Origin of the sequence: Lutibacter agarilyticus (assembly GCF_900188235.1) — a bacterium.
GTDB classification, from domain to species: domain Bacteria; phylum Bacteroidota; class Bacteroidia; order Flavobacteriales; family Flavobacteriaceae; genus Lutibacter; species Lutibacter agarilyticus.
This window is the reverse complement of sequence record NZ_FZNT01000007.1, coordinates 195,789-217,852: the sequence shown is the minus strand read 5'-3', so window position 1 is coordinate 217,852 and position 22,064 is coordinate 195,789. Positions and strand designations below refer to the sequence as shown.

Here is a 22,064-nt window from a genome sequence, read left to right as displayed (position 1 = left end):
ATAAAAACATCAAAAATATATGTCACCAAACGAAGACAGAAAAATACGCGAAAAATTCAAGCAAAAAACTTGGAATGAAATAAGGACAAATGATTCTTGGGCTATATTTAAAATTATGGCAGAATTTGTTGAAGGATTTGAACGCCTAGGTAAAATTGGACCTTGTGTAAGCATCTTTGGATCAGCGCGCACAAAAGAAGGTGAAGCGTATTATGAACTTGCAGAAAACATTGCTTATGAGTTAACACAGCATGGTTATGGAGTTGTTACTGGTGGTGGACCAGGAATTATGGAGGCAGGTAATAGAGGTGCTGCACGTGGTAAAGGAACTTCCGTTGGTTTAAATATTGAATTACCTTTTGAACAACATGACAATCCTTATATAGATTCAGATAAAAGCCTAGATTTTGATTACTTTTTTGTACGAAAAGTAATGTTTGTAAAATACTCTCAAGGTTTTGTTGTAATGCCTGGTGGTTTTGGAACTTTAGATGAACTGTTTGAAGCAATTACCTTAATACAAACCAAAAAAATTGGTAAATTCCCTATTGTTTTAGTTGGAAGAAAATTTTGGTCGGGTCTTATTGAATGGATTAAGAACACCATGCTTACTGAGGGAAATATTAGCGAAAATGATTTGGATTTAATTTCAATAGTAGATACCAAAGATGAAGTTTTAGATGTCATAAATACTTTTTATAAAAAATATAGTTTAAGCCCGAATTTCTAATCACAATTTTGAAAAAACAGCTAATTTTAACGTTCCTTTTTAATGTGTTTTTTTTAAGCCTTAGCTTTGGTCAAAAAAATAACATTTCCATTACTGCTACGTTAAATTCAGAAGCCGATATTTTAGATATTTATCAAGAAATTATTTATTACAATACTTCAGACTCTGTATTAAAAAATATTTATTTTCATAATTGGCCTAATGCTTACAAAAATAAAAGAACCCCATTAGCCATTCGATTTGTTGAAAAAAACTCCAAATCTTTTCATTTTACAAATGACAAAAACAGGGGTTATTCTGAAATAAAAAACATCTTTATTAATTATGAATTGGCAAGCTGGGATAGTACAGCTAAGGATCCAGATATTTTAAATATACCGTTAAAAAAACCTTTACTTCCAAACGAATCGGTTAAAATCATAGTTACCTATTCCGTTAAAATCCCAAAGGATAAATTTACAAAATACGGTGTAAACTCTTATCAATATAATTTACGTTATTGGTATTTAGCACCTGCTATTTTTGATGAAAAATGGAATACTTACAATAACCTAGATTTAGATGATTTATATGTTGATTTTAGTGATTATAACATCAAATTAAATGTCCCTAAAGAATACACGGTAAATAGCGATTTAGTTTACGGTATGACGGAAGGGAAGTTGAACAACCAATACAAACTTATAGGTTCTAACAGACCCGATATTGAAGTAAACATAACTCAGTACAACGATTTCTTAGCCTATAATTCTAAACCTGTTTCTATCATTACAAATTTAGATTCTGAAAAATTAAATTTAGTAGTTAAAACAAATGTGCTTTCTAGAGAATTAAAATTTATTGAATCTTACTTAGGTAAATTTCCACATAAAAAACTATTCATTAATAAAATTGAGTATGATAAAAATCCAGTTTACGGCCTTAACCAATTGCCTTCATTTTTAGAACCTTTTAGCGATATTTTTGAATATGATATTAAAATGTTTAAAGTATTAGTAAAAAAATATATTGAAAATACTTTCCTTTTTAATCAAAGGAAAGATGCTTGGCTAGCCGATGGTTTACAAACATATTTAATGATGAAATATGTTGAAAAATTTTACCCTGAAATTAAAGCCCTTGGAAATATTTCAACTATTTGGGGAATAAAAGCATACAATATTGCTAAGATTGATTACAACGAAAAATACTATTTTGTATATCAATTTGCTTCGCGTAAAAATTTAGATCAACCTTTAACAACACCTACTGATTCCTTATCTAATTTTAACCGAAAAATAGCTAACAAATACAAAGCAGGACTCGGAATTAAATATTTAGAAAATTATTTAGGTGAAGAAACTATTAAAAATGCCATCGTTGATTTTTCAAATAAAAATGCTAACAACAAAGTAAAAAGTACCGCTATTTTCAACAATATAAACACCACAAAAGATATTGAATGGTTTAAAATAGATTACTTACAAACCAACAAAAAACCCGATTATACCATTAAAAAAGTAATTAAAAAAGGCAAAGATTCATTAAATGTTATTGTTGAAAACAAACGAAATTTCACCACACCAATTGAACTGTACGGTATAAAAGACAACGACGTAAAATACCAACAATGGCTTACTAAAATTGATTCAACAGCCACCGTTACGATTCCGAAAGATGGTTTTGATAAACTTTCATTAAATTATAACTCTCTTTTACCTGAATTCAACCTTAGAAATAACTGGAAAAATGTTGATAAGAAATTATTTACAAGACCACTTCAATTAAGATTTGTTAAAGATTTAGAGAACCCATATTACAATCAACTTTTTTACAAACCTGTTTTTGGGTACAATTATTACGACGGAATTATTTTAGGGTTAACCTTTTCTAACCAAACATTTTTAAATAAAAGCATCAACTTTAAAGTAACACCTTCTTACAGCACTAAAAGCAATTCCTTTTCAGGATCCTACTCACTCCGATATGAGTACTTACCTGAAAATGGTAAGGTAAATAAAATTTTTATTGGCTTAGGCGGAAGTCATTTTGATTATGCAGAAGGACTACCGTACAATAAAATAGTTCCTTATGCAGCATTAGAATTTAGAAAAAAAAGCTATCGAGATATAAGTAGTAATATAATTTCAACTTCCTATACTTTTGTAGATAAAGCGGCTTCAATCACAAATCCTCAAGACCCAGAAACACTAAAATACAAAGTTTTTAGTTTAGGTTATGGATATGCAAAACCAACCATTTTAAAAGACATACGCTTTTCAACAGGCATTGAAATCTCTGAAAAATTTAGTAAAGCTTCTTTAAATGCACGCTACCGATTATTAACAAACACAAATACCCAATTTGATTTTAGATTGTTTGCAGGTGCATTTTTATCCAATAATACCAATACCGATTTTTTTAGTTTTGCCTTAGACAGACCAACAGATTATTTATTTCAATACGATTATTTAGGACGTTCAGAAACTAGTGGTTTTTTAAGTCAACAAATTATAATTTCTGAAGGAGGTTTTAAGTCTAAACTACCTGTTCCTTTCGCAAATCAATGGTTAACTTCGGTAAACACAAGTATAGGACTTTGGCGTTGGTTTGAAATTTACAATGATGCTGCTTTGGTAAAAAACAAAAATGCAAACGTTTATTTTGCTTATGAAAATGGGGTACGATTAAATTTTGTACAAGACATTTTAGAGGTTTATTTCCCTGTATACTCCAACCTTGGATGGGAAGTTACCCAACCAGATTATGCTTCTCGAATTAGATTTGTTTTAGTCTTAAAACCAAAAAGAATATTTAATTTTTTACGAAGAGGGTTTTATTAACTCTTTAAATTATCCTCATCTTTTTTTAAGATAAACCTCTTTCTTTTACATAATACCTATGCAGTTCCTGTGATTTTCAAATATCATTTAAAAACCGTAACTTTGCGTAACCAAAAAAATGTGAAAAACATGCAAGTAAAACCTTCATCTTCTAACCAAGAACAACTTTCATTTAATCAATTTAAAACTGAGGTTTTACATGATTATAAAATAGCTGTTATTAGTAGAGAATGCAGCATGTTAGGAAGAAGAGAAGTGTTAACAGGGAAAGCAAAATTTGGAATTTTCGGAGATGGAAAAGAAATCCCTCAACTTGCTATGGCTAAAGCTTTTAAAAAAGGAGATTTTAGATCAGGTTACTATCGCGATCAAACCTTTATGATGGCAATTGGTGAATTAACACCCCAACAATTTTTTGCTAGTTTATACGCACATCCTGACATTAAATTTGAGCCAATGTCGGCAGGTAGACAAATGGGAGGCCATTTTTTAACACACAGTTTAGATGAAAATGGTGCGTTTAAAAACTTAACGGAGCAATACAACTCAACAAGCGATATTTCTCCTACTGCTGCCCAAATGCCTCGTTTATTAGGTGTTGCTTATGCTTCTAAATTATTTAGAAAACTTCCAGATTTAAAGAATCCTAAATTTTCAAATAACGGAAATGAAATTTCTTGGGGAACCATTGGAAATGCGAGCACCTCTGAAGGTGTCTTTTTTGAAACCATAAATGCCGCTGGTGTATTACAAGTACCTATGGTTATGAGTGTTTGGGATGACGCTTATGGCATATCTGTTCCTGCTAAATTTCAAACAACAAAAGAAAATATTTCTGAAATTTTAAAAGGTTTTCAGCGCGATGAGAAATCAAAAGGATATGAAATCTTCACAGTTAAAGGTTGGGATTACCCACAACTAATTGAAATTTACAATAAAGCTTCTAAAATTGCTCGTGAAGAACATACTCCTGTACTAATTCACGTAACAGATTTAACACAACCTCAAGGTCACTCTACATCTGGATCTCATGAGCGTTATAAATCTCCAGAACGCTTAACTTGGGAACGTCAACATGATTGTCTTGCAAAAATGCGCGATTGGATAATAGAATTTGAATTAAAAGATTCCGAAGGAAATTCACTAAAATTCATTGAACTTGAAGAGGAACTTATTAAAATTGAAAAAGACGCAAAGAAACTAGTAAGTCTTGCTAAAAGAGAGGCTTGGGCTAATTATTTAAACCCAATTAAAACACTAAAAAATAATTTAATACTACTCTTAGAAAAAACTGCAAGCAAAAGTGAAAACAGTGTTTTTATTACAAAAATTAAAAACGATTTAAATTCAGTTGCAGAACCTTCTCGAAAAGATTTATTAAGTTCTGCTAGAAAAAGCATTATTTATTTAAGAAACGAAAATTCAATTGAAAAAAGACAACTACAAAATTGGGTCCTTAACTTTTTTGAAACCGAACAACCAAAATTTAGTTCTCACCTTTATAGTGAAACCGAACATAGAGTTGGTAATTTAAAAGAAGTTCTACCAACATACTCTAATAATTCTGAACAAGTTGATGGGCGTATTATAATTAAAGACAATTTTGATACCATTTTTTCTAAAAGAAAAGATGTTTTTATTTTTGGTGAAGATGCAGGAAATATTGGTGATGTAAACCAAGGACTCGTTGGACTTCAAGAAAAATATGGAAAACTTAGAGTTTCGGATACAGGAATTAGAGAAGCAACTATAATTGGCCAAGGAATAGGAATGGCTTTAAGAGGATTGCGACCAATTGCTGAAATTCAATATTTAGACTACCTTTTATATGCCATTCAAATATTAAGTGATGATTTAGCCACTTTACACTACCGAACAGTTGGCAAACAAAAAGCACCCTTAATTATTAGAACACGCGGACACCGTTTAGAAGGTATCTGGCATTCTGGATCTCCAATGGGAGCAATCATCAATTTATTAAGAGGTATCAATATTTTAGTACCAAGAAATATGACTAAAGCTGCTGGTTTCTATAACACTTTACTTGAGTGTGATGAGCCCGCATTGGTTGTTGAAAATTTAAACGGCTATAGACTTAAAGAAAAACTACCAGATAATTTAGGCGAATTTAGAACACCTATTGGTGTAGTTGAAACCATAAAAGAAGGAACCGACATTACTGTAGTTTCTTATGGATCAACGCTTAAAATTGTAGAAGAAGTAGTTAATGATTTAGCACAAGTTGATATTAATATTGAAATTATTGACGTTCAAAGTTTACTTCCTTTTGATAAAAACCACGACATTGTAAAAAGTATTCAAAAAACAAATAGATTGTTAATTATTGATGAAGATGTTCCTGGAGGTGCTTCTGCCTACTTACTGAATGAAATTTTAGAAAAACAAAACGCTTACGAGTTTTTAGATAGCAAACCTATTACATTAACTGCTAAAGAACATCGAGCTGCATACGGAACAGATGGTGATTACTTTTCAAAACCAAATGCTGAAGACATTTTTGAAACTATTTATAAAATAATGCACGAAGTAAATCCAATGAAATTTAAAAAATTGTATTAACGAAACCTTTGTTACACACATTTTTAAATCACATTAAAACACCTATTTAGGTGTTTTTTTGTACTGCTTTTTAACAAAATTCAATCCATTTTCAATAAAATCAATATGACAATTATCATTAATTGACATATATCATTGTTTTTCTAATAAAAGCGATATAACTTTGAGAATAACAAAATTTAAGACCACTAATTATCTATAAAATTATTAAAATGGCAAAAGTTAAAGGCGCAATAGTAGTTGACACAGAGACTTGTAAAGGATGCGAAGTTTGTATTCCTGTTTGTCCAGAAGATGTTATTGGAATGACTACTGAAGTCAACAGAAAAGGATATCATTATGCTTATATGAAAAACCCTGAAGCCTGCACAGGCTGCACAAATTGTGGAATTGTTTGTCCAGACAGAGCAATATCAGTTTACAGAGTTAAAGTTTCAGCATAACTATTAAAACAGCTTAAAAATGTCAGAATTAAAATTAATGAAGGGTAACGAAGCGTTAGCCGAAGCCGCTATTAGAGCAGGTGTTGATGCTTACTTTGGCTACCCAATTACACCACAATCAGAAGTTATTGAATATTTAATGACTGAACGCCCGGAAGAAAGAACTGGAATGGTTGTACTACAGGCTGAAAGTGAAATTGCAGCTATAAACATGGTTTACGGAGCCGCAAGTACAGGTAAAATGGTAATGACCTCCTCTTCTAGCCCAGGTATCTCTCTAAAATTAGAAGGAATTTCCTATTTAGCCGGTGCTGAATTACCAGCCGTTATTGTAAACGTTGTTAGGGGCGGTCCTGGATTAGGTACAATTCAACCTTCACAAGCCGATTATTTTCAATCTGTAAAAGGTGGCGGTCATGGCGATTATAAATTGTATGTTTTAGCACCAGCATCTGTGCAAGAAATGGCTGATTTTATTGAAGATGCCTTTGATATAGCTTTTAAATATAGAGCTCCCGTTTTAATTCTATCCGATGGATTAATTGGGCAAATGATGGAGAAAGTAGTTTTGAAAGACCAAAAGGAACGAATGACGGATGAAGAATTAATTGAAAAATACGATTCTTGGGCTGCTACAGGAAAAACAAATAGAAAACGTAACATTATAACTTCTCTTGATTTAGAATCAGAAAAAATGGAAAAACGCGTTCATAGGCTTATGGCTAAATATGAACGAATGGAAAAAGAAGACATGCGTTATGAAAAAATAGCCTGCGACGATGCCGAATATTTAATAGTTGCCTACGGGTCAAGTGCTAGAATTTCTCAAAAAGCAATTGAACTTGCAAGAGCAAAAGGAATAAAAGTTGGCTTATTAAGACCTATTACACTTTTTCCATATCCTAAACAACCTCTATTTGAACTAGCCGATCAGGTAAAAGGAATTTTAAGCGTTGAATTAAACGCAGGTCAAATGGTTGAAGATGTAAAATTAGCTGTAGAACATAAAGTACCTGTTGAACACTTTGGAAGAACAGGAGGAATTATTCACACACCTGAAGAAGTATTAGAAGCTTTAGAACAAAAAATCATAAACAATGAACGTATTGGACATTATAAAACCCGAGAATCAAGTATTCTGTAAAACAAAATTAATGACAGATACAACCCTGTCTTATTGCCCAGGTTGTGGTCATGGTACAGCTCATAACTTAACTATGGAAGTTATTGACGAAATGGGCATTGTTGCAGATACTATTGGTGTTGCTCCTGTTGGCTGCTCTGTACTAGCTTATGATTTTATGAATATTGACATTACCCAAGCCGCTCACGGAAGAGCTCCTGCTGTTGCTACAGCAATTGCCCGTTGCTGGCCAGATAAATATGTATTTACTTATCAAGGTGATGGAGATTTAGCCGCCATTGGTACTGCTGAAACTATCCATACGTGTAACAGAGGTGAAAACATTGTTATTATTTTTGTGAACAATGGAATTTATGGAATGACTGGCGGACAAATGGCGCCTACTACATTAGAAGGAATGCAATCTTCTACTTCACCCTATGGAAGAGATTCCAAAACAATGGGAATGCCTATTAAAATGACTGAATTAGTTGCAAACTTACCAGGTGTTTACTACGCTACTCGACAGTCAGTTCACACGCACAAACATGCGCGTAAAGCAAAAAAAGCAATTCGAAAAGCTTTTGAAAACACTCGATTAAAACAAGGAGTTTCGTTTATTGAAATTGTTTCAAATTGTAATTCAGGATGGAAAATGACGCCTCTTGAAGCCAATGAATGGATGGAAGAACATATGTTTGCTTACTTTCCTTTAGGTGATATTAAAGTAAATGGTAAATTAAAATAACAAGTTATGACAGAAGAAATTATAATTGCAGGTTTTGGTGGTCAAGGTGTTTTATCTATGGGTAAAATATTGGCTTATTCAGGAATTATGCAAGACCAAGAGGTTAGTTGGATGCCTTCATACGGACCAGAAATGAGAGGTGGAACTGCAAACGTAACAGTTATTTTAAGTGACGAAAGAATTAGCTCTCCGTATTTAAAATTATTTGATACTGCTATTATTTTAAACCAACAATCTATGGATAAGTTTGAGGAAACCGTAAAACCTGGAGGTATTTTAATATACGAGCCAAATGGAATTCATGAACATCCAACAAGAACTGATATTGATATTTACCAAATTGAAGCTACTAAAATAGCTACTGAAATGGGAAATAAAAAAATATTTAATATGGTTGTTTTAGGTGCTTACTTAAAAGCAAAACCCGTTGTTGAACTTGAAAATGTAATTCAAGGTTTAGAAAAATCATTATCAGAACGTTACCACCATTTAATCCCCTTAAATAAAGAAGCAATTACAAAAGGAATGGAACACATACAAAAGTATGAGGTAATTGAAACTGTCTCCTGAAATAAGTTTACACACTTTACGAGATAGTGTCTAAATTTCCCTCTAAATTAAATGCTACATAGTCTATCATTAGTACTTACTATATATTTCTAACAAATATTCAAAATATAGTCTACAAGATTGGTTTCATGAGGTAACTCCATCTTTTTCCGTAATCTATGGCGCTTTATCTCAACACTTTTTATAGAGATACTTAGCAAACGCGCCAATTCTTTTGATGATAAATTCATCCTTAAATATGCACACAATCTCAAATCATTTGGTGTTAAATTTGAATGAATTTCTTTTATCTTTTTTAAAAAATCTCTATCAGCATTATTAAAGGCTTCCTGAAACATTTTCCAATCACTTGTATTGTTTAAATTTGTATTAATAATTTTAATAACCGGCTTTACCGTTTTATCGTCTTTAATATCGGCCAATTCATTTTTAATAGTGTTCAAAATTTCATTCTTTTTAATAATACTCATTGTTGAAACTGAAAGTTCTCGTGTTTTATTATCTATTTCCTGTTGTAGTTTCTCATTTTTTAATTTTATAATTTCCTTGTCTTTCTCTAATTGCATTCGCGTAACTTGGCGTTGATTCTTTTCAACTAATAATTGTGTTTGTTTTTTATGATAAAATTTATAAATAGAATGAATTAATATAAACAACAGTATCAAGCAAATTGAATACAAAACATAGGCTAAATTTGAGAAATAAAAAGGCGGATCAATTTCAAAAGAACAAACAGCAGTATTATCAGAAATCACATTTCCAATCCTTGCTTTTACCTCAAAATTATATGTACCGTATGGCAAATTTTCATAGGAAACACTTGATTCTTCACTCCAACCACTCCATTTATCATTGTACCCTTTTAATCTATGTTTAAAATTAACTTCAATATTTTCATGAAATTCAGGAACACTAAATGCAAAAAACAAATTGTTTTGATTAGACTTTAAACTATTAGATTTATTGAGTGTTAATTGTTCTTTTGGAGTATTTAGGGCTTGTTTATATACTGAATTTAAGAAGATATCATAATTACGAGTTTTTAATTTATCTAAATTTAAAGTAGTAAACCCGTTTGTATTTCCTACTAGGTAAATTTCATTCTTTAAATAATTTAAATTGGCAAAACCGGATACACTATTACTTGACCTAAATGCCTTTTGAACTGGAATATCAATCCTTTTGGGTTTATTAGTAATAGCATCATATTTAATTAAAACTATATTTCTATCAGAAAAGCCCCAAAGATTCTTTTTAGTATCAACTATTAAATTTCCCTTAATAGGGTCTTCTGTGTTATAAAGCAACGAAGAAAATAACGAATCTATTTCAAATTTATTTTTATCTTCCTGAAATTTATACACTCCAACACTTGAAGAATGAAACACTTTATTGTTGTAAGTCACCAAACTAGATTCAACACCAAAAAGTTTAAATTTTATTTCATTTTCAACTTTAGTAAATTCTGTATTCAACTTTAACTTAAAAATCCCATCATATTCGTGATTTATCAACAACTCATTTTCGTTAACAAACTCAATAAAACGGCTAGATATATTAAAGCCTTCAACTTTATTTCTAAATTCCCATTTGTTACCTACTTTTTCTAAAATGCTCAAACCATTATAGTTACCTTGTAATAATATATTTTGATTTGCATTAACTTTTTTAATATCCCAAGTTCCAGGAAGATCGGAAATTTTCAAAGCGAAACCATCTGTAACAACAAATGTTCCAGAATTGTGTCCACAAAACAAGGTATTATCAATCACTTTTAAACACCAAACTTGACCTTGTGTATTATTTACAATTTGCAGTTTTTCATTTGAGTTATATGGTTTATAAAATAAACCCTGATTTGTTCCAACATATAAATTATTCTGAAAAATTAAGGAAGTATAAACTGTTCCTAGCGTTCCTTGAATATCATTATAAACATTAAATGGAGAATCTAAGTTTATAATACTCAATCCATCATCTAATCCCAACCAAATATTTTTATCTTTATCTTCAAAAACACATAAAACAGTGTTATCTAATAACCCTTTTTCTTTATTTATATTTTGAATTAAATCTCCTTGTGAATTAATATGATAAACGCCATTTGAAATAGATCCAAGAATAAAACTCCCATCTGATAGCTTACAACTGCTATAAATATTTTGTGATTTTAAAATTTGATTTGAACTTATATCCCATTGTGATAATGAACCATTTTCAAAAAAATAAAATTCACCATTTTCAGTTAAAAAAAGTAGCTTCTTATTAACTAAAAAAGCACCAACAATTTCTTGGTCTTTTACTGCTTTTTCATCAGAAACAAGTATACCTTCTCCATTTTTAATTTTAAAAATACCTTTGTTCGATATTTGAAAATAAACAGAATTTTCAACAATAAAAATTACAGCTCTTTTTGAAGGAGCTTCTATAATTTTGAAGGACTCATTACTAAGATTATAAATGTAAATTCTTTTTAAGGATTGAAATAAAACGTAATCTTCAAATTGGACTATATTCCAAAATGATTCATCATTTAATAATGGGTTCGATAACTTTTCAACCAACGAAGTATATGTTAAGTTACCATAATTATTTTTTACCCAATATCCAAAATCCATATAGCAACCTGTAAAAATTTTTTTATCAATTACTTTAACTGACCGTATTATTGAATTATTAGATGATGGGTAAATTTTCCAATCAGCACCATTATATTCCATTAAGCCCTTATTGTTGCCTATATAAATATAATTTTCAAAAGATTGATCAATATTCCAATTTTGGTTTTCTCCCGAATAATCTTTTACCGTATAATTTACTATTGGCGGAAGCTCTTGAGCATAAAAAATAACTGGTATAAATAAAACAATAAATAATATGTTTCTTAATAAATTCATGAATTGATTTGGTAAAAGCAAACTATTTTAATTAAAAGTTTACATAATTAAACATCTTATGCAATTTCATTATAGAATTAGTTGACTTGTTAATTTAGCTAAATTAATTAAATATATGCTATCAAATTTTCATATCAAAGTGTTTCTTCAAGTAGCCTTAAAACTTAATAAAATAAAATAAAATGAGAATATGTGTAAATTTATTTTACAGATTTAAGGTAAATAACATAGTCTGAAATGCAAATATAGAACATAATCTCATTAATATACTACATTATAAAATCTAAAACACCTTAACATTAACTTAACATCTACTCAAAAATACATAAATTTAATTAGTTAACAAACACATATAAATTATAAAAAAAATAGCATACTACCTTATAAATAAGTATATTATAACAACATCATTATTTATTGTAGAGAACATGTAAAGGTTGTTTTTACTTATTTCACTTAAATATCTATTAAATTTACTACATAACTAATTGAATTTATTCACACATAAACTCAACTTTAAATAAAACACAATGAAAAACAAATTTCTAATACTAATTCTTTTCGTAGTTACATCATCGCTATTTGCTCAGGTTGATCAAGTGACTGTTGTAAATAATGACGAAGGAATAAAATTAGTTGTTAATGGACAAGATTTCATGATTAATGGGATGAATTGGGATCATATCCCTATCGGAACAAATACTGTAAACGCTAATTTTTGGAAAAAATCTGATGACATAATTAAAGCTGGGCTAGATTCAGAAATGTCACTTTTAAAAAACATGGGTGTTAATGTGATACGTCAATACACTGGCGTACCTGCTAAGTGGATTAAGTACATCTACGAAAATTATGGTATTTACACTATGCTTAATCATTCTTTTGGACGTTATGGCACAACTATAAAAGGTGTTTTTAATCCTATTACCGATTACTCTGAACCTCGTACGCAAGAATTTTTATTGGCAGAAATAGATAAGTTAATAAACGAGTATAAAAACACGCCAGGCTTATTATTATACTTATTAGGTAATGAAAATAACTACGGACTATTTTGGGCAGGAGCAGAAACCGAAGATTTTCCTGATGAAGAAGAAGAAAGAGAATTTGTAGGAGAAAAGCGTGGAAGACCAATGTATAAACTTATGAATGAAGCCGCTAAAAAGATAAAAGCTATGGATTCATCTCACCCTGTTGCTATATGTAATGGTGATGTACTGTTTATAGATATTATTGCTGAGGAATGTAAAGATGTTGATATATATGGAGTAAATGCTTATCGTGGTGCTTCTTTCGGTGATATGTTTCAGGTAGTAAAAGACAAATTAAATAAACCAATAATAATAACTGAATTTGGAGCAGATGCTTATAACGCTATTGAAAACGCTGAGGATCAAAAACCTCAAGCATATTATATGGTAAGTAACTGGAAAGAAATTTACCAAAATGCAGCAGGTTTAGGTAAAACTAATAACTCACTAGGAGGTTTTACTTTTCAATTTAGTGATGGATGGTGGAAATATGGTTTTGAAGATAGAGTAAACGCTGATAAACATGATAACAACGCTTCATGGAGCAATGGAGGTTATCTTTATGATTATAGAATAGGTGAAAATAATATGAATGAAGAATGGTTTGGTATTTGTGCAAAAGGCCCAACTAACGAAAGAGGTTTATATGATTTATATCCTCGTGCTGCATATTACGCTTTAAAAGAAGCACACCAATTAAATCCATATGAAGTAGATGTAACTCCAGAATTTATAGATAATTACTTTTCAAATATTAATTTAACGGACGCTGTTCTTAGAGCACGTGGAGATAAAGCAGCGCTTAAAAATGAAGAAGGCGGTAAAATTCGATTAAGCAATATGAGAGCCGAATTTACAACATTTAATACAGGAGGTAGTTTAATTACAACGCCTGAAGATCCAGATCCAAATGAAACAGTCTATCCAAATAAATTAGGTTTTGACCACATGCAGTCGTTCTATGTAGGTGTTGAAGGAAACCCTTCTTCAAATATGTATGCAAATGTTAATTTTAATATTCTTGGAAATGTTGCCGATAATCCTATTGATGAGATTTTTTATGAAAATAGAGGACGCACTGCTTCTGTTAATACAGATGAAGGGAATGTTGACATTAACGATTTAAATAGAATACAATTATACAGTGCTGAATTTGAATGGAATGCTAAAGATTTTGATTTAAGAGGTTTTTATCGTACAGGCCACGGTCAGTGGGGTTACGAAGGTGATTTCTTTGGTTTATATCCTGAAGCTAATTACGGACCAAACTTAGACATTTATAATGGCGAAATTTCAGGTATTGAAGTTGACGGTAAAAGAGCGTTAACTGGTTTAAAAGCTGCTTTTGGACCTCAACTTTGGTGGGGAGCAAACCCTGCATTTCTATTAAAATATAGTAGAACAATAGGTGGATTTGATATTAGTGGTGTTTTTCATAAAGATGTTGACGAGGCTTCAAAAGTTGTGTCATCAATTGCAATACCACTTCCACAAACAACTAGAGCTACGCTTCATATTAGAAAAGAAATTGGAGACTTCGGTTTTGAAATTGGAGGTATTTGGGGAGGTCAACCTTTAAATGGTAGAGAATTTCAAATTGCAGAAGATAACCCAAATTATGTTCCAAATGTGCAAAACCCTGAACCAAAATATGTTATTTATGTTGACAAAATTAATTCAGAAGATAACTGGGGTGGAAAAGCTAAAATAACTTACTCTGGCGGAGCTTTTAACTGGTATGCACAAGGTGCAGCTATGGGCTTAGTTGCTAATGGTGGTGCAGATCAAACAAAAACATTTACAGGATGGAGACTAAAAGATAGTGGTAGCGGAAACCAAACTAATTTTCTTTCAGGTTTTACCTATACTACTGGTAATTTCCAAATAGCACCTAACTTTTTATGGCAAAAACCAATTGTTGATGCTATGCCAAACGATGTTCAATCTCCTGGAAGACTTAGAAATATTGAAGATGACCCATTTGCAGTTAGAGCAAATAGAGAAACAACAGCTGGAGAACTTTTATTAACCTATGACCCAACACCAGGAACTTGGATGTATGAGTGGGATAATGATAGAGCTGAAGACGCTAAATTTGCAATGAGTGCAGGTTTTGTTTATCGTCATCATCCAACAGCGCAAGATGCAGCAATAGGTTTTTTAGAAGATCGTACTTCTTTTGCATTTCCTAATTCTGCTCCTGCACAAGATTTATGGGAAGCTAATACACGTATTGTTTCTAAAGTAAGACCAGACTTAGGCTTAATTGCTAACATTTATTTTGGTACTGCGCAAGCGAATGGTAGTGATGAAAGAATGATTGAACGTTTTGGAGCTGATGTTAGAGTTATTTATGAAAAAATTAAGCTAGTTTACTCATTAAAAATTAATGACTGGGGACCTTTTGATTACCACCGTGATTTCAACTTAACATACCCACTTCAACAAATGTTAGATATATCAACATCAGTTGGAAAACCAGACTGGTATATTTTACCAGACACCAAAATTGGAATTCGTGGAACATGGCGATCTCTTAATGAGTTTTCTCCACGCTACTCACCAAATGCAGTGCCATCAAATACCTACCCTGCAATACCAACTATAAGTCCAGTAGGATTTGGTCATGGAAATGAATGGGAAATTAGAACGTATGTACACATCAATATTGGAAAATAAAAATATAGAAAATGAAAAATATTAAATTTATTTATTCAAAAATTATACTTCTTTCAGCTCTTCTTGCTTTTAGCACAGTTAGTTGTGAAAGAACAATTTCAGATGAGGTAAAGTTTGAAATAAACAATAGTACAGGTGAAATTTTTACCGATTCACCTATTGGTCTTGGTAGTAACTTTTACTTCCCTTTTGAAGGCTCAAAAGCAACTGCTTGGACAGTAGATGAAAAAGAAGGCTATGAAAGCCAAGCTTCTATGCGTATAGATGTACCTAACGTAAATGATCCTGAAGGAAATTATGCAGGAGCTATTTTTAGAATTGATGGCGCTGGACGCGATTTAACCGAATATGATGCATTAACTTTTTGGGCTAAAGCTTCGCGAGGAGTTACTATTGGCGGAATGGGTTTTGGTACCGACTTTTTTGAAGATAAATACCAAGTAGCCTTATCTGATTTAAGTTTAAGTACTAACTGGGTAAAATATACTATTCCTATACCAGATTCAGATAAACTATTTGATGAAAGAGGAATGTTTTGGTATTCTGCTGGCACGCAAGGTACTGGTGGTTATGGCTACACTTTTTGGATTGATGATTTACAGTTTGAAAAATTAGGTACCATAGCGCAACCAAGACCAACAATATTTAATGGTGAAGATTTAACCTTAGAAACTTTTATTGGAGTTACAGCACAAATGTCAGATTTAAAACAAACATTTAATTTAGGCTCAGGACTAAACCAAACTGTAAGTCCAGCACCAAGTTATTATGATTTTAAATCATCAGATAGAAGTGTTGCAACTGTAAATGAATATGGAGTTGTTAACGTTTTAAGTGAAGGAACAGCTGTAATAACTGCAAGTTTAGCTAATGTAACTGCTGAAGGTTCCATAACAATAAATTCAGTTGGTGATTTTGATTTAGCGCCAATACCTATTAGAAACCCAAATAATGTTGTTTCAATTTTTAGTGACACATACAATAGTATTCCTGTTGACTTTTTTAATGGATATTGGGAACCTTATCAAACAACACAATCTACTCTTTTTGCTATTGATGGTAATAATATGTTAAGTTATACCAACTTTAATTTTGTTGGAAATCAATTTTCAAACCCAACTGTAGATGCATCACAATATTCAAATGTGCACATTAACATGTACATTCCAAAGGTACCTGCAAACATGGACTTTTTAATTACTATTGTAGATTTTGGTGAAGATAATGCTCAAGGAGGTGGAGATGATTCAAGAGAACAAATATTTTTCGATAAAGCCATTTGGGTTGAAAAAGACTGGATTACTCTAGAATTCCCAATAACAATGACAAACAAAAATAATATTGGACAGATTATTTATGAGAATATTAATTTTTCATCGTTAGAAAGCTTTTACTTGGATAATATTTATTTCTATTCAGAATAAGTTAGCATACTATAAAATTCAAAACATATAAAAATGAACAAAACAATAAAACATAATGTAAAGGATAAACCTCTAATGTTTATGTCTTCTCTATTGGCAGTAATTTTAATTATTTCAAGCTGTTCAAATGATGAAACTCAGACTGTGACTACTTTTGAAAAATTAGTAATGGCCGATGAGTTTGATACCGATGGAGCCCTAAATAATGAAATTTGGAGTTACGATATTGGTAATGGAAGTGATACTCAAGCTGGAGCCGGTTGGGGTAATAATGAATTACAATATTACACAGATCGAAGTGAAAATGCAACCGTTCAAAATGGCGTATTAATTATTACCGCTAGAGAAGAAGCTTATAATGGATCTCAATACACTTCAGCAAGAATTGTATCCAAAGTAGCACAAACTTATGGTCGCTATGAAGCTAGTATTAGACTGCCTTACGGTCAAGGATTATGGCCTGCTTTTTGGCTATTAGGTGACAATTGTGGACCTGCTGTAGTTTGGCCAGAATGTGGAGAAATTGACATTATGGAATATCGTGGACAAGAACCAACAATAGTACACGGAACTGTACACGGCAACGGCTATTCTGGAGGAGAAGGAATTACAAAAAGTTATAGTTTGATTAACGACCGTTTTGATACAGGATTTCATGTTTTTGGTATTGAATGGGCTCCAGATTATATAAACTTTTATGTAGATGATGTATTGTACAACCAAATTACACCAAGTGATGTACCTGGTGAATGGGCTTTCGATCATCCATTCAATATTATTATAAACTTAGCTGTTGGAGGAAACTATCTTGGTTCACCAAATAATGAAACCGTTTTCCCTCAAACCATGCTTGTAGATTACGTAAGAGTATATGAAAATCAGTATAAATAGAATAAACTAATTATTTAAAAGATTATGAAACAATTTATTAAAAAAGTGAAGCAAATTTCAATATTGCTTTTAGCTATATCCTTTATAGGGTGTGATGAAAATGAAGAATTACTACCTGAAGTTATTTCAAGCTTCACCTATACAATTGATGCAGATACAGGCGACGTAACTTTTATAAATACTTCTGTAAATTCAAGAAATTATTTTTGGACTTTTGGGGACGGAACTAGCTCTACGCTAATGAACCCAATAAAAACCTATACAGCAGGAGAGTATATAGTTACTTTAAAAGCAACCAATGTTGCAGGAGCTTCTGATATTTCTGAAGCTATAATAGTAATTTCAGATGTTGGAGCACCAGTAATTACCTTACTTGGAGATACAACTATGAATATTATGATTGGAGGTACATTTACTGATCCAGGAGCAACAGCTATGGATGATGTTGATGGAGATATTACCGCTAACATTGTAGTTGCAGGAGATGTTGTAGATGTAAATACAGCAGGTACATATATTATAACTTACAATGTCAGTGATTCCGCTGGTAATGCCGCAACTGAAAGAACAAGAACAGTTATTGTTGCTGCAGATACTGTAGCGCCAGTAATCACGTTACTTGGGGATGCTACTATGAATTTGATGGTTGGAGATACATTTACTGATCCAGGAGCAACAGCTACTGATGATGTTGATGGAGATATTACCGATGATATTGTAGTTGCTGGAGATGCTGTAGATGTAAATACAGCAGGCACATATACCATCACCTACAACGTAAGTGATGCCGCAGGTAATGCTGCAGATGAAGTTACAAGAACAGTTACGGTTACAGACCCTAATGCATGTACACCAGAAACTTCTGAATCTATGAGTGCTTCAAACTTAAACGTTACATTTATGACAGACCAAAGTGCTAACATTATTTCTGATGGCGCTGGTTTTGAATGGGTAGACAATCCAAATGCTAATAATACTGTAAATAGTTCTTGTAAAGTTGGAAAAATTAATAAGAGTGGACAGTTTCCTTGGGATAATAACCAAATTGATTTGGATGGTAAATTAGATTTTGATACCAATTCAGGTTTAAAAATAAAAGTATACTCTGCAGTAGCTGGTTTTACTGTTAGAATTAAACTTGAAGAAATAGGAAATGCAGGAAATAATACTGAGTTAGAAGTTGCAACAACAAAAACAAATGAATGGGAAGAATTATCTTTTCCTTTTGCAAGTGATAAGAGTAATAAATTTAATAAGATTGTAATATTCTTTGATTTAAATGCAAACAATACCGACACTTATTATTTCGATGACTTAACACTTTATGGCGACGGCGGTGGTGTAATCCCTCCACCTAGTGATTGTCCAGCACCACCAGCTGGAGAGCTACTTTCTAATGGTGATTTTGAAGCTGGAGATGTTTGTTGGCAATTTTTTGAGGGAGCATTGCTTTCTACTACAGTTAACAATACCATTGGAGGTAGCAACTCTGGCGAACTTCCAGGGAAACCGGGACCTTCTGTACATCTTAAAATGGAAAGATTTGGAGTAGGTGTAGTTCAGCCTAACACCTCATATACAGTTACATTTGATATTATATCTAGCGGTGATTTTGGAGAGGGAGGAATTTTTAAAGCATTTGCATTTTCTGAAGGTGCTGATGGTGGAACTGTAGGAGCTACGCTACACACCCTTACAGATAGTACAACTTCTTTATCAACATCTTGGGAAACGAAAACATACACGTTTACAACTGCTGCTAATGCAAATCAAGTAGAAGGTGGTATATCTCTTTTATTTGAAATAGTTAATAGTACAAATTCAGCTATATTAAATATAGACAATGTAGTTGTTAAAAAAACACCTTAATCATTATCAATTAAAATAAATCAATAGCTTGAGTGAGCAATAACTCACTCAAGCTATTGATACTAAAAATAAAATAATCATGAGTTTACAAATTCATGAACTTTAAAAACTTTCAAAAAAGAAACAAAAACCAATTCTTTAATTATTAATTTAAACCAAATATGATGAAAAAAATTACTTTATTACTTTTATTATTAACTGCAACTTTGGGGTATGCTCAAACTTCAAACTACTGTTCAACCGAGGTTTTTCACCTCGATATACCTGCTGAGACAGTCTCGGCTATTAATTTAACCATTGTAAATACGGGTGCTACTACGATGAAAGTAACAGCTGCTCACGCAGATATAACTTTTTTAGATCTTTTAGGATCAATTACAGGTGCTCCAAATAAATCAGCTGCTGACACTTCTGTACCTGGTGAAATTAGTATAACATTGACATGGACAGGGACGCCTCCTACTGATGTAACGATTCAACATATTCAATGGAGTAAAACAACTGGAGGAATATGGCAGAAAAATGATGCTACCACACCATTTGCTGGAGTGTGTGCACCGCCACCTGCTCCAGAAGAAGATGCTTCTTTAAGCGACTTACTTGTTGATGGAAATACAATTAGTACATTTAGTCCAATTACATTAGATTATAATGTATTTCTTCCAAGTGAGACAACAATAGCACCTACAATTACCGCTACAACAACACATGGCTTAGCTACAACTGTTATAACTCAGGCAACAGGCCTTCCTGGAAGCGCTACTGTAGTTGTAACATCAGAAGATACTCTTAATGAAAAAATATATACTGTTTCTTTTATATTAGCTGGACCTAATGTTGGAGCACCTACTCCAACTCAGGCGCAGACTGAAGTGATATCTGTATTTAGCCAAATAACAAATGATTTTGCTGATCCTAATCCTACTATTACTTCTCACTATGCAGATATTGCAAATACAAATTATAATCCAAATTGGGGTGGAGGTTCAGGAAACGTTGTAATTGAGAGTTTAGCGGGAGATGTGGTTTTAAAATACCCAAATTTAAATTATCAAGGTACTGCTCTTGGAAGTCATACAGATGTAGGTACAATGGAGTATTTACATATTGATTTTTGGACAGATGCAGGAACAAGTTTAAGAATCTCTATTATAAGTGTTACAACTGGAGAGGTAGCTTATGATATTGATGCTGCTTTAGGAACACTTCCTCAAGGACAATGGGTTGGAATTGATGTTCCGCTTTCTTATTTAACAGATGTAAATGCTAATTTCGATTTTAATATAAAAGAATTAAAATTTGATGAAGGAATAGGTCAAACATTTTACTTTGATAATTTGTATTTCTGGAAAACACCAGTAGATTCAGCAACAGATACTACATTAAGTGATTTAACAGTGGATGGATCAACATTAACTGGTTTTAATGCTAGTACATTAACTTATGATGTTATATTACCTAAAGGCACTACAGTTGTGCCAACAGTAGTTGGAACAACTACGCAAGGCTCTCCTGCTACAGCTGTTACTTCTAATGCAGGTTCATTACCTGGATCAAGTACTATACTTGTAACAGCTCAAGACGGAAGTACAACTGAAACTTATACCGTGAATTTTACTGTAGACACAAACACAGCTTGTGCAGGTAATTCATCTGAAGCTGAACAGGGAACATTTTCTAATGGAGGTTATAGTTATGCCTTTGAAACTTTGGAAAATGGAGATGTTAGAATGACTTTTGAATTATTAGAGGCAGGAGCAACTAGTGTTGTTGCTTATGCATGGAGAGCAGCTCCTAATTTTTCAGAAACACCAATGACAGTTACAGGTAACACAGCTACTTTAGACCTAAATGGCTTTACTACAGGAGAAGTTATTAACTATGCCGTTAAATTTGTTTGGGCTGATGGTGGTTTTGGTGTCACAAAATATTTCACTTACACTGTTGGTGATGATTGCGGAACATTAAGCATCAAAGATTTTGAAATTGAAGGCCTTATAGCTTATCCAAACCCTACAAAAGGCAAATGGTTAATTTCAACTAAAGATCAAGAAATTCAAGCAGTTGATGTATTTAATGTGTTAGGAAAAAAAGTACTTTCTTTAAAACCAAATACATTGTCTGTTAATGTTGATGCTTCAAGTTTGGCTCCAGGTGTTTATATTACAACCATTACTACTGAGAAAGGAACAAGTAGCAGAAAATTGATTAAAAATTAAATAATAATAATAATAATAATAATAATAATGGCAGGTTT

General features: G+C 32.0%; 13 protein-coding genes. 12 read left to right on the top strand and 1 reads right to left on the bottom strand.

The window, feature by feature from the left end:
* Nucleotides 1-19 precede the first annotated feature (19 nt).
* From CHB67_RS12710 to CHB67_RS12680, 7 genes are all read left to right on the top strand, one after another.
* Nucleotides 20-730 carry an LOG family protein gene (locus CHB67_RS12710; RefSeq protein WP_089382165.1) on the top strand — a complete coding sequence of 237 codons (711 nt, stop codon included), beginning with the start codon at nucleotides 20-22 and terminating at the stop codon, nucleotides 728-730.
* Between the two features lie 8 nt (nucleotides 731-738).
* Nucleotides 739-3,552, top strand: coding sequence for a gluzincin family metallopeptidase (locus tag CHB67_RS12705; protein ID WP_141119722.1), 2,814 nt, complete (start codon nucleotides 739-741; stop codon nucleotides 3,550-3,552).
* Nucleotides 3,553-3,681: 129 nt separating this feature from the next.
* Nucleotides 3,682-6,132: an alpha-ketoacid dehydrogenase subunit alpha/beta gene (locus CHB67_RS12700; protein ID WP_089382163.1), complete on the top strand. Its 2,451-nt coding sequence runs from the start codon at nucleotides 3,682-3,684 to the stop codon at nucleotides 6,130-6,132.
* Nucleotides 6,133-6,344: 212 nt separating this feature from the next.
* The gene (locus CHB67_RS12695; RefSeq protein ID WP_089382162.1) at nucleotides 6,345-6,575 is read left to right on the top strand and encodes a 4Fe-4S dicluster domain-containing protein; all 231 of its coding nucleotides are present in this window, start codon (nucleotides 6,345-6,347) and stop codon (nucleotides 6,573-6,575) included.
* 19 nt (nucleotides 6,576-6,594) lie between these two features.
* Nucleotides 6,595-7,719, top strand: coding sequence for a 3-methyl-2-oxobutanoate dehydrogenase subunit VorB (locus tag CHB67_RS12690; protein WP_217900272.1), 1,125 nt, complete (start codon nucleotides 6,595-6,597; stop codon nucleotides 7,717-7,719).
* 10 nt (nucleotides 7,720-7,729) lie between these two features.
* Nucleotides 7,730-8,446 (top strand): thiamine pyrophosphate-dependent enzyme, encoded by a 717-nt coding sequence (locus CHB67_RS12685; protein WP_217900271.1) that lies wholly within the window; start codon nucleotides 7,730-7,732, stop codon nucleotides 8,444-8,446.
* Nucleotides 8,447-8,452: 6 nt separating this feature from the next.
* A complete protein-coding gene (locus CHB67_RS12680; RefSeq protein WP_089382160.1) occupies nucleotides 8,453-9,016 on the top strand; it encodes a 2-oxoacid:acceptor oxidoreductase family protein in 564 nt (187 codons plus the stop codon).
* An 89-nt stretch (nucleotides 9,017-9,105) separates the two neighbouring features.
* Here the strand turns inward: CHB67_RS12680 and CHB67_RS12675 are convergent, their stop codons facing one another.
* The gene (locus tag CHB67_RS12675; protein WP_089382159.1) at nucleotides 9,106-11,913 is read right to left on the bottom strand and encodes a helix-turn-helix and ligand-binding sensor domain-containing protein; all 2,808 of its coding nucleotides are present in this window, start codon (nucleotides 11,911-11,913) and stop codon (nucleotides 9,106-9,108) included.
* 530 nt (nucleotides 11,914-12,443) lie between these two features.
* Here CHB67_RS12675 and CHB67_RS12670 point away from each other — a divergent pair.
* From CHB67_RS12670 to CHB67_RS12650, 5 genes are all read left to right on the top strand, one after another.
* Nucleotides 12,444-15,623 (top strand): glycoside hydrolase family 2 TIM barrel-domain containing protein, encoded by a 3,180-nt coding sequence (locus CHB67_RS12670; RefSeq protein ID WP_089382158.1) that lies wholly within the window; start codon nucleotides 12,444-12,446, stop codon nucleotides 15,621-15,623.
* An 11-nt stretch (nucleotides 15,624-15,634) separates the two neighbouring features.
* The gene (locus tag CHB67_RS12665; RefSeq protein WP_089382157.1) at nucleotides 15,635-17,047 is read left to right on the top strand and encodes an Ig-like domain-containing protein; all 1,413 of its coding nucleotides are present in this window, start codon (nucleotides 15,635-15,637) and stop codon (nucleotides 17,045-17,047) included.
* 33 nt (nucleotides 17,048-17,080) lie between these two features.
* On the top strand, nucleotides 17,081-17,938 hold the full coding sequence (locus tag CHB67_RS12660) for a glycoside hydrolase family 16 protein (RefSeq protein ID WP_089382156.1): 858 nt from the start codon (nucleotides 17,081-17,083) through the stop codon (nucleotides 17,936-17,938).
* A 24-nt stretch (nucleotides 17,939-17,962) separates the two neighbouring features.
* A complete protein-coding gene (locus CHB67_RS12655; RefSeq protein ID WP_089382155.1) occupies nucleotides 17,963-19,807 on the top strand; it encodes an immunoglobulin-like domain-containing protein in 1,845 nt (614 codons plus the stop codon).
* A 164-nt stretch (nucleotides 19,808-19,971) separates the two neighbouring features.
* Nucleotides 19,972-22,026 carry a T9SS type A sorting domain-containing protein gene (locus CHB67_RS12650; protein WP_176461273.1) on the top strand — a complete coding sequence of 685 codons (2,055 nt, stop codon included), beginning with the start codon at nucleotides 19,972-19,974 and terminating at the stop codon, nucleotides 22,024-22,026.
* The last annotated feature ends 38 nt before the right edge of the window (nucleotides 22,027-22,064 follow it).

Coding starts and splice junctions, on each gene's coding strand:
- CHB67_RS12690 (WP_217900272.1), top strand. CDS start 6,595: ATGTCAGAATTAAAATTAATGAAGGGTAACGAAGCGTTAGCCGAAGCC.
- CHB67_RS12650 (WP_176461273.1), top strand. CDS start 19,972: ATGAAAAAAATTACTTTATTACTTTTATTATTAACTGCAACTTTGGGG.
- CHB67_RS12675 (WP_089382159.1), bottom strand. CDS start 11,913: ATGAATTTATTAAGAAACATATTATTTATTGTTTTATTTATACCAGTT.
- CHB67_RS12665 (WP_089382157.1), top strand. CDS start 15,635: ATGAAAAATATTAAATTTATTTATTCAAAAATTATACTTCTTTCAGCT.
- CHB67_RS12695 (WP_089382162.1), top strand. CDS start 6,345: ATGGCAAAAGTTAAAGGCGCAATAGTAGTTGACACAGAGACTTGTAAA.
- CHB67_RS12685 (WP_217900271.1), top strand. CDS start 7,730: ATGACAGATACAACCCTGTCTTATTGCCCAGGTTGTGGTCATGGTACA.
- CHB67_RS12710 (WP_089382165.1), top strand. CDS start 20: ATGTCACCAAACGAAGACAGAAAAATACGCGAAAAATTCAAGCAAAAA.
- CHB67_RS12655 (WP_089382155.1), top strand. CDS start 17,963: ATGAAACAATTTATTAAAAAAGTGAAGCAAATTTCAATATTGCTTTTA.
- CHB67_RS12700 (WP_089382163.1), top strand. CDS start 3,682: ATGCAAGTAAAACCTTCATCTTCTAACCAAGAACAACTTTCATTTAAT.
- CHB67_RS12680 (WP_089382160.1), top strand. CDS start 8,453: ATGACAGAAGAAATTATAATTGCAGGTTTTGGTGGTCAAGGTGTTTTA.
- CHB67_RS12660 (WP_089382156.1), top strand. CDS start 17,081: ATGAACAAAACAATAAAACATAATGTAAAGGATAAACCTCTAATGTTT.
- CHB67_RS12670 (WP_089382158.1), top strand. CDS start 12,444: ATGAAAAACAAATTTCTAATACTAATTCTTTTCGTAGTTACATCATCG.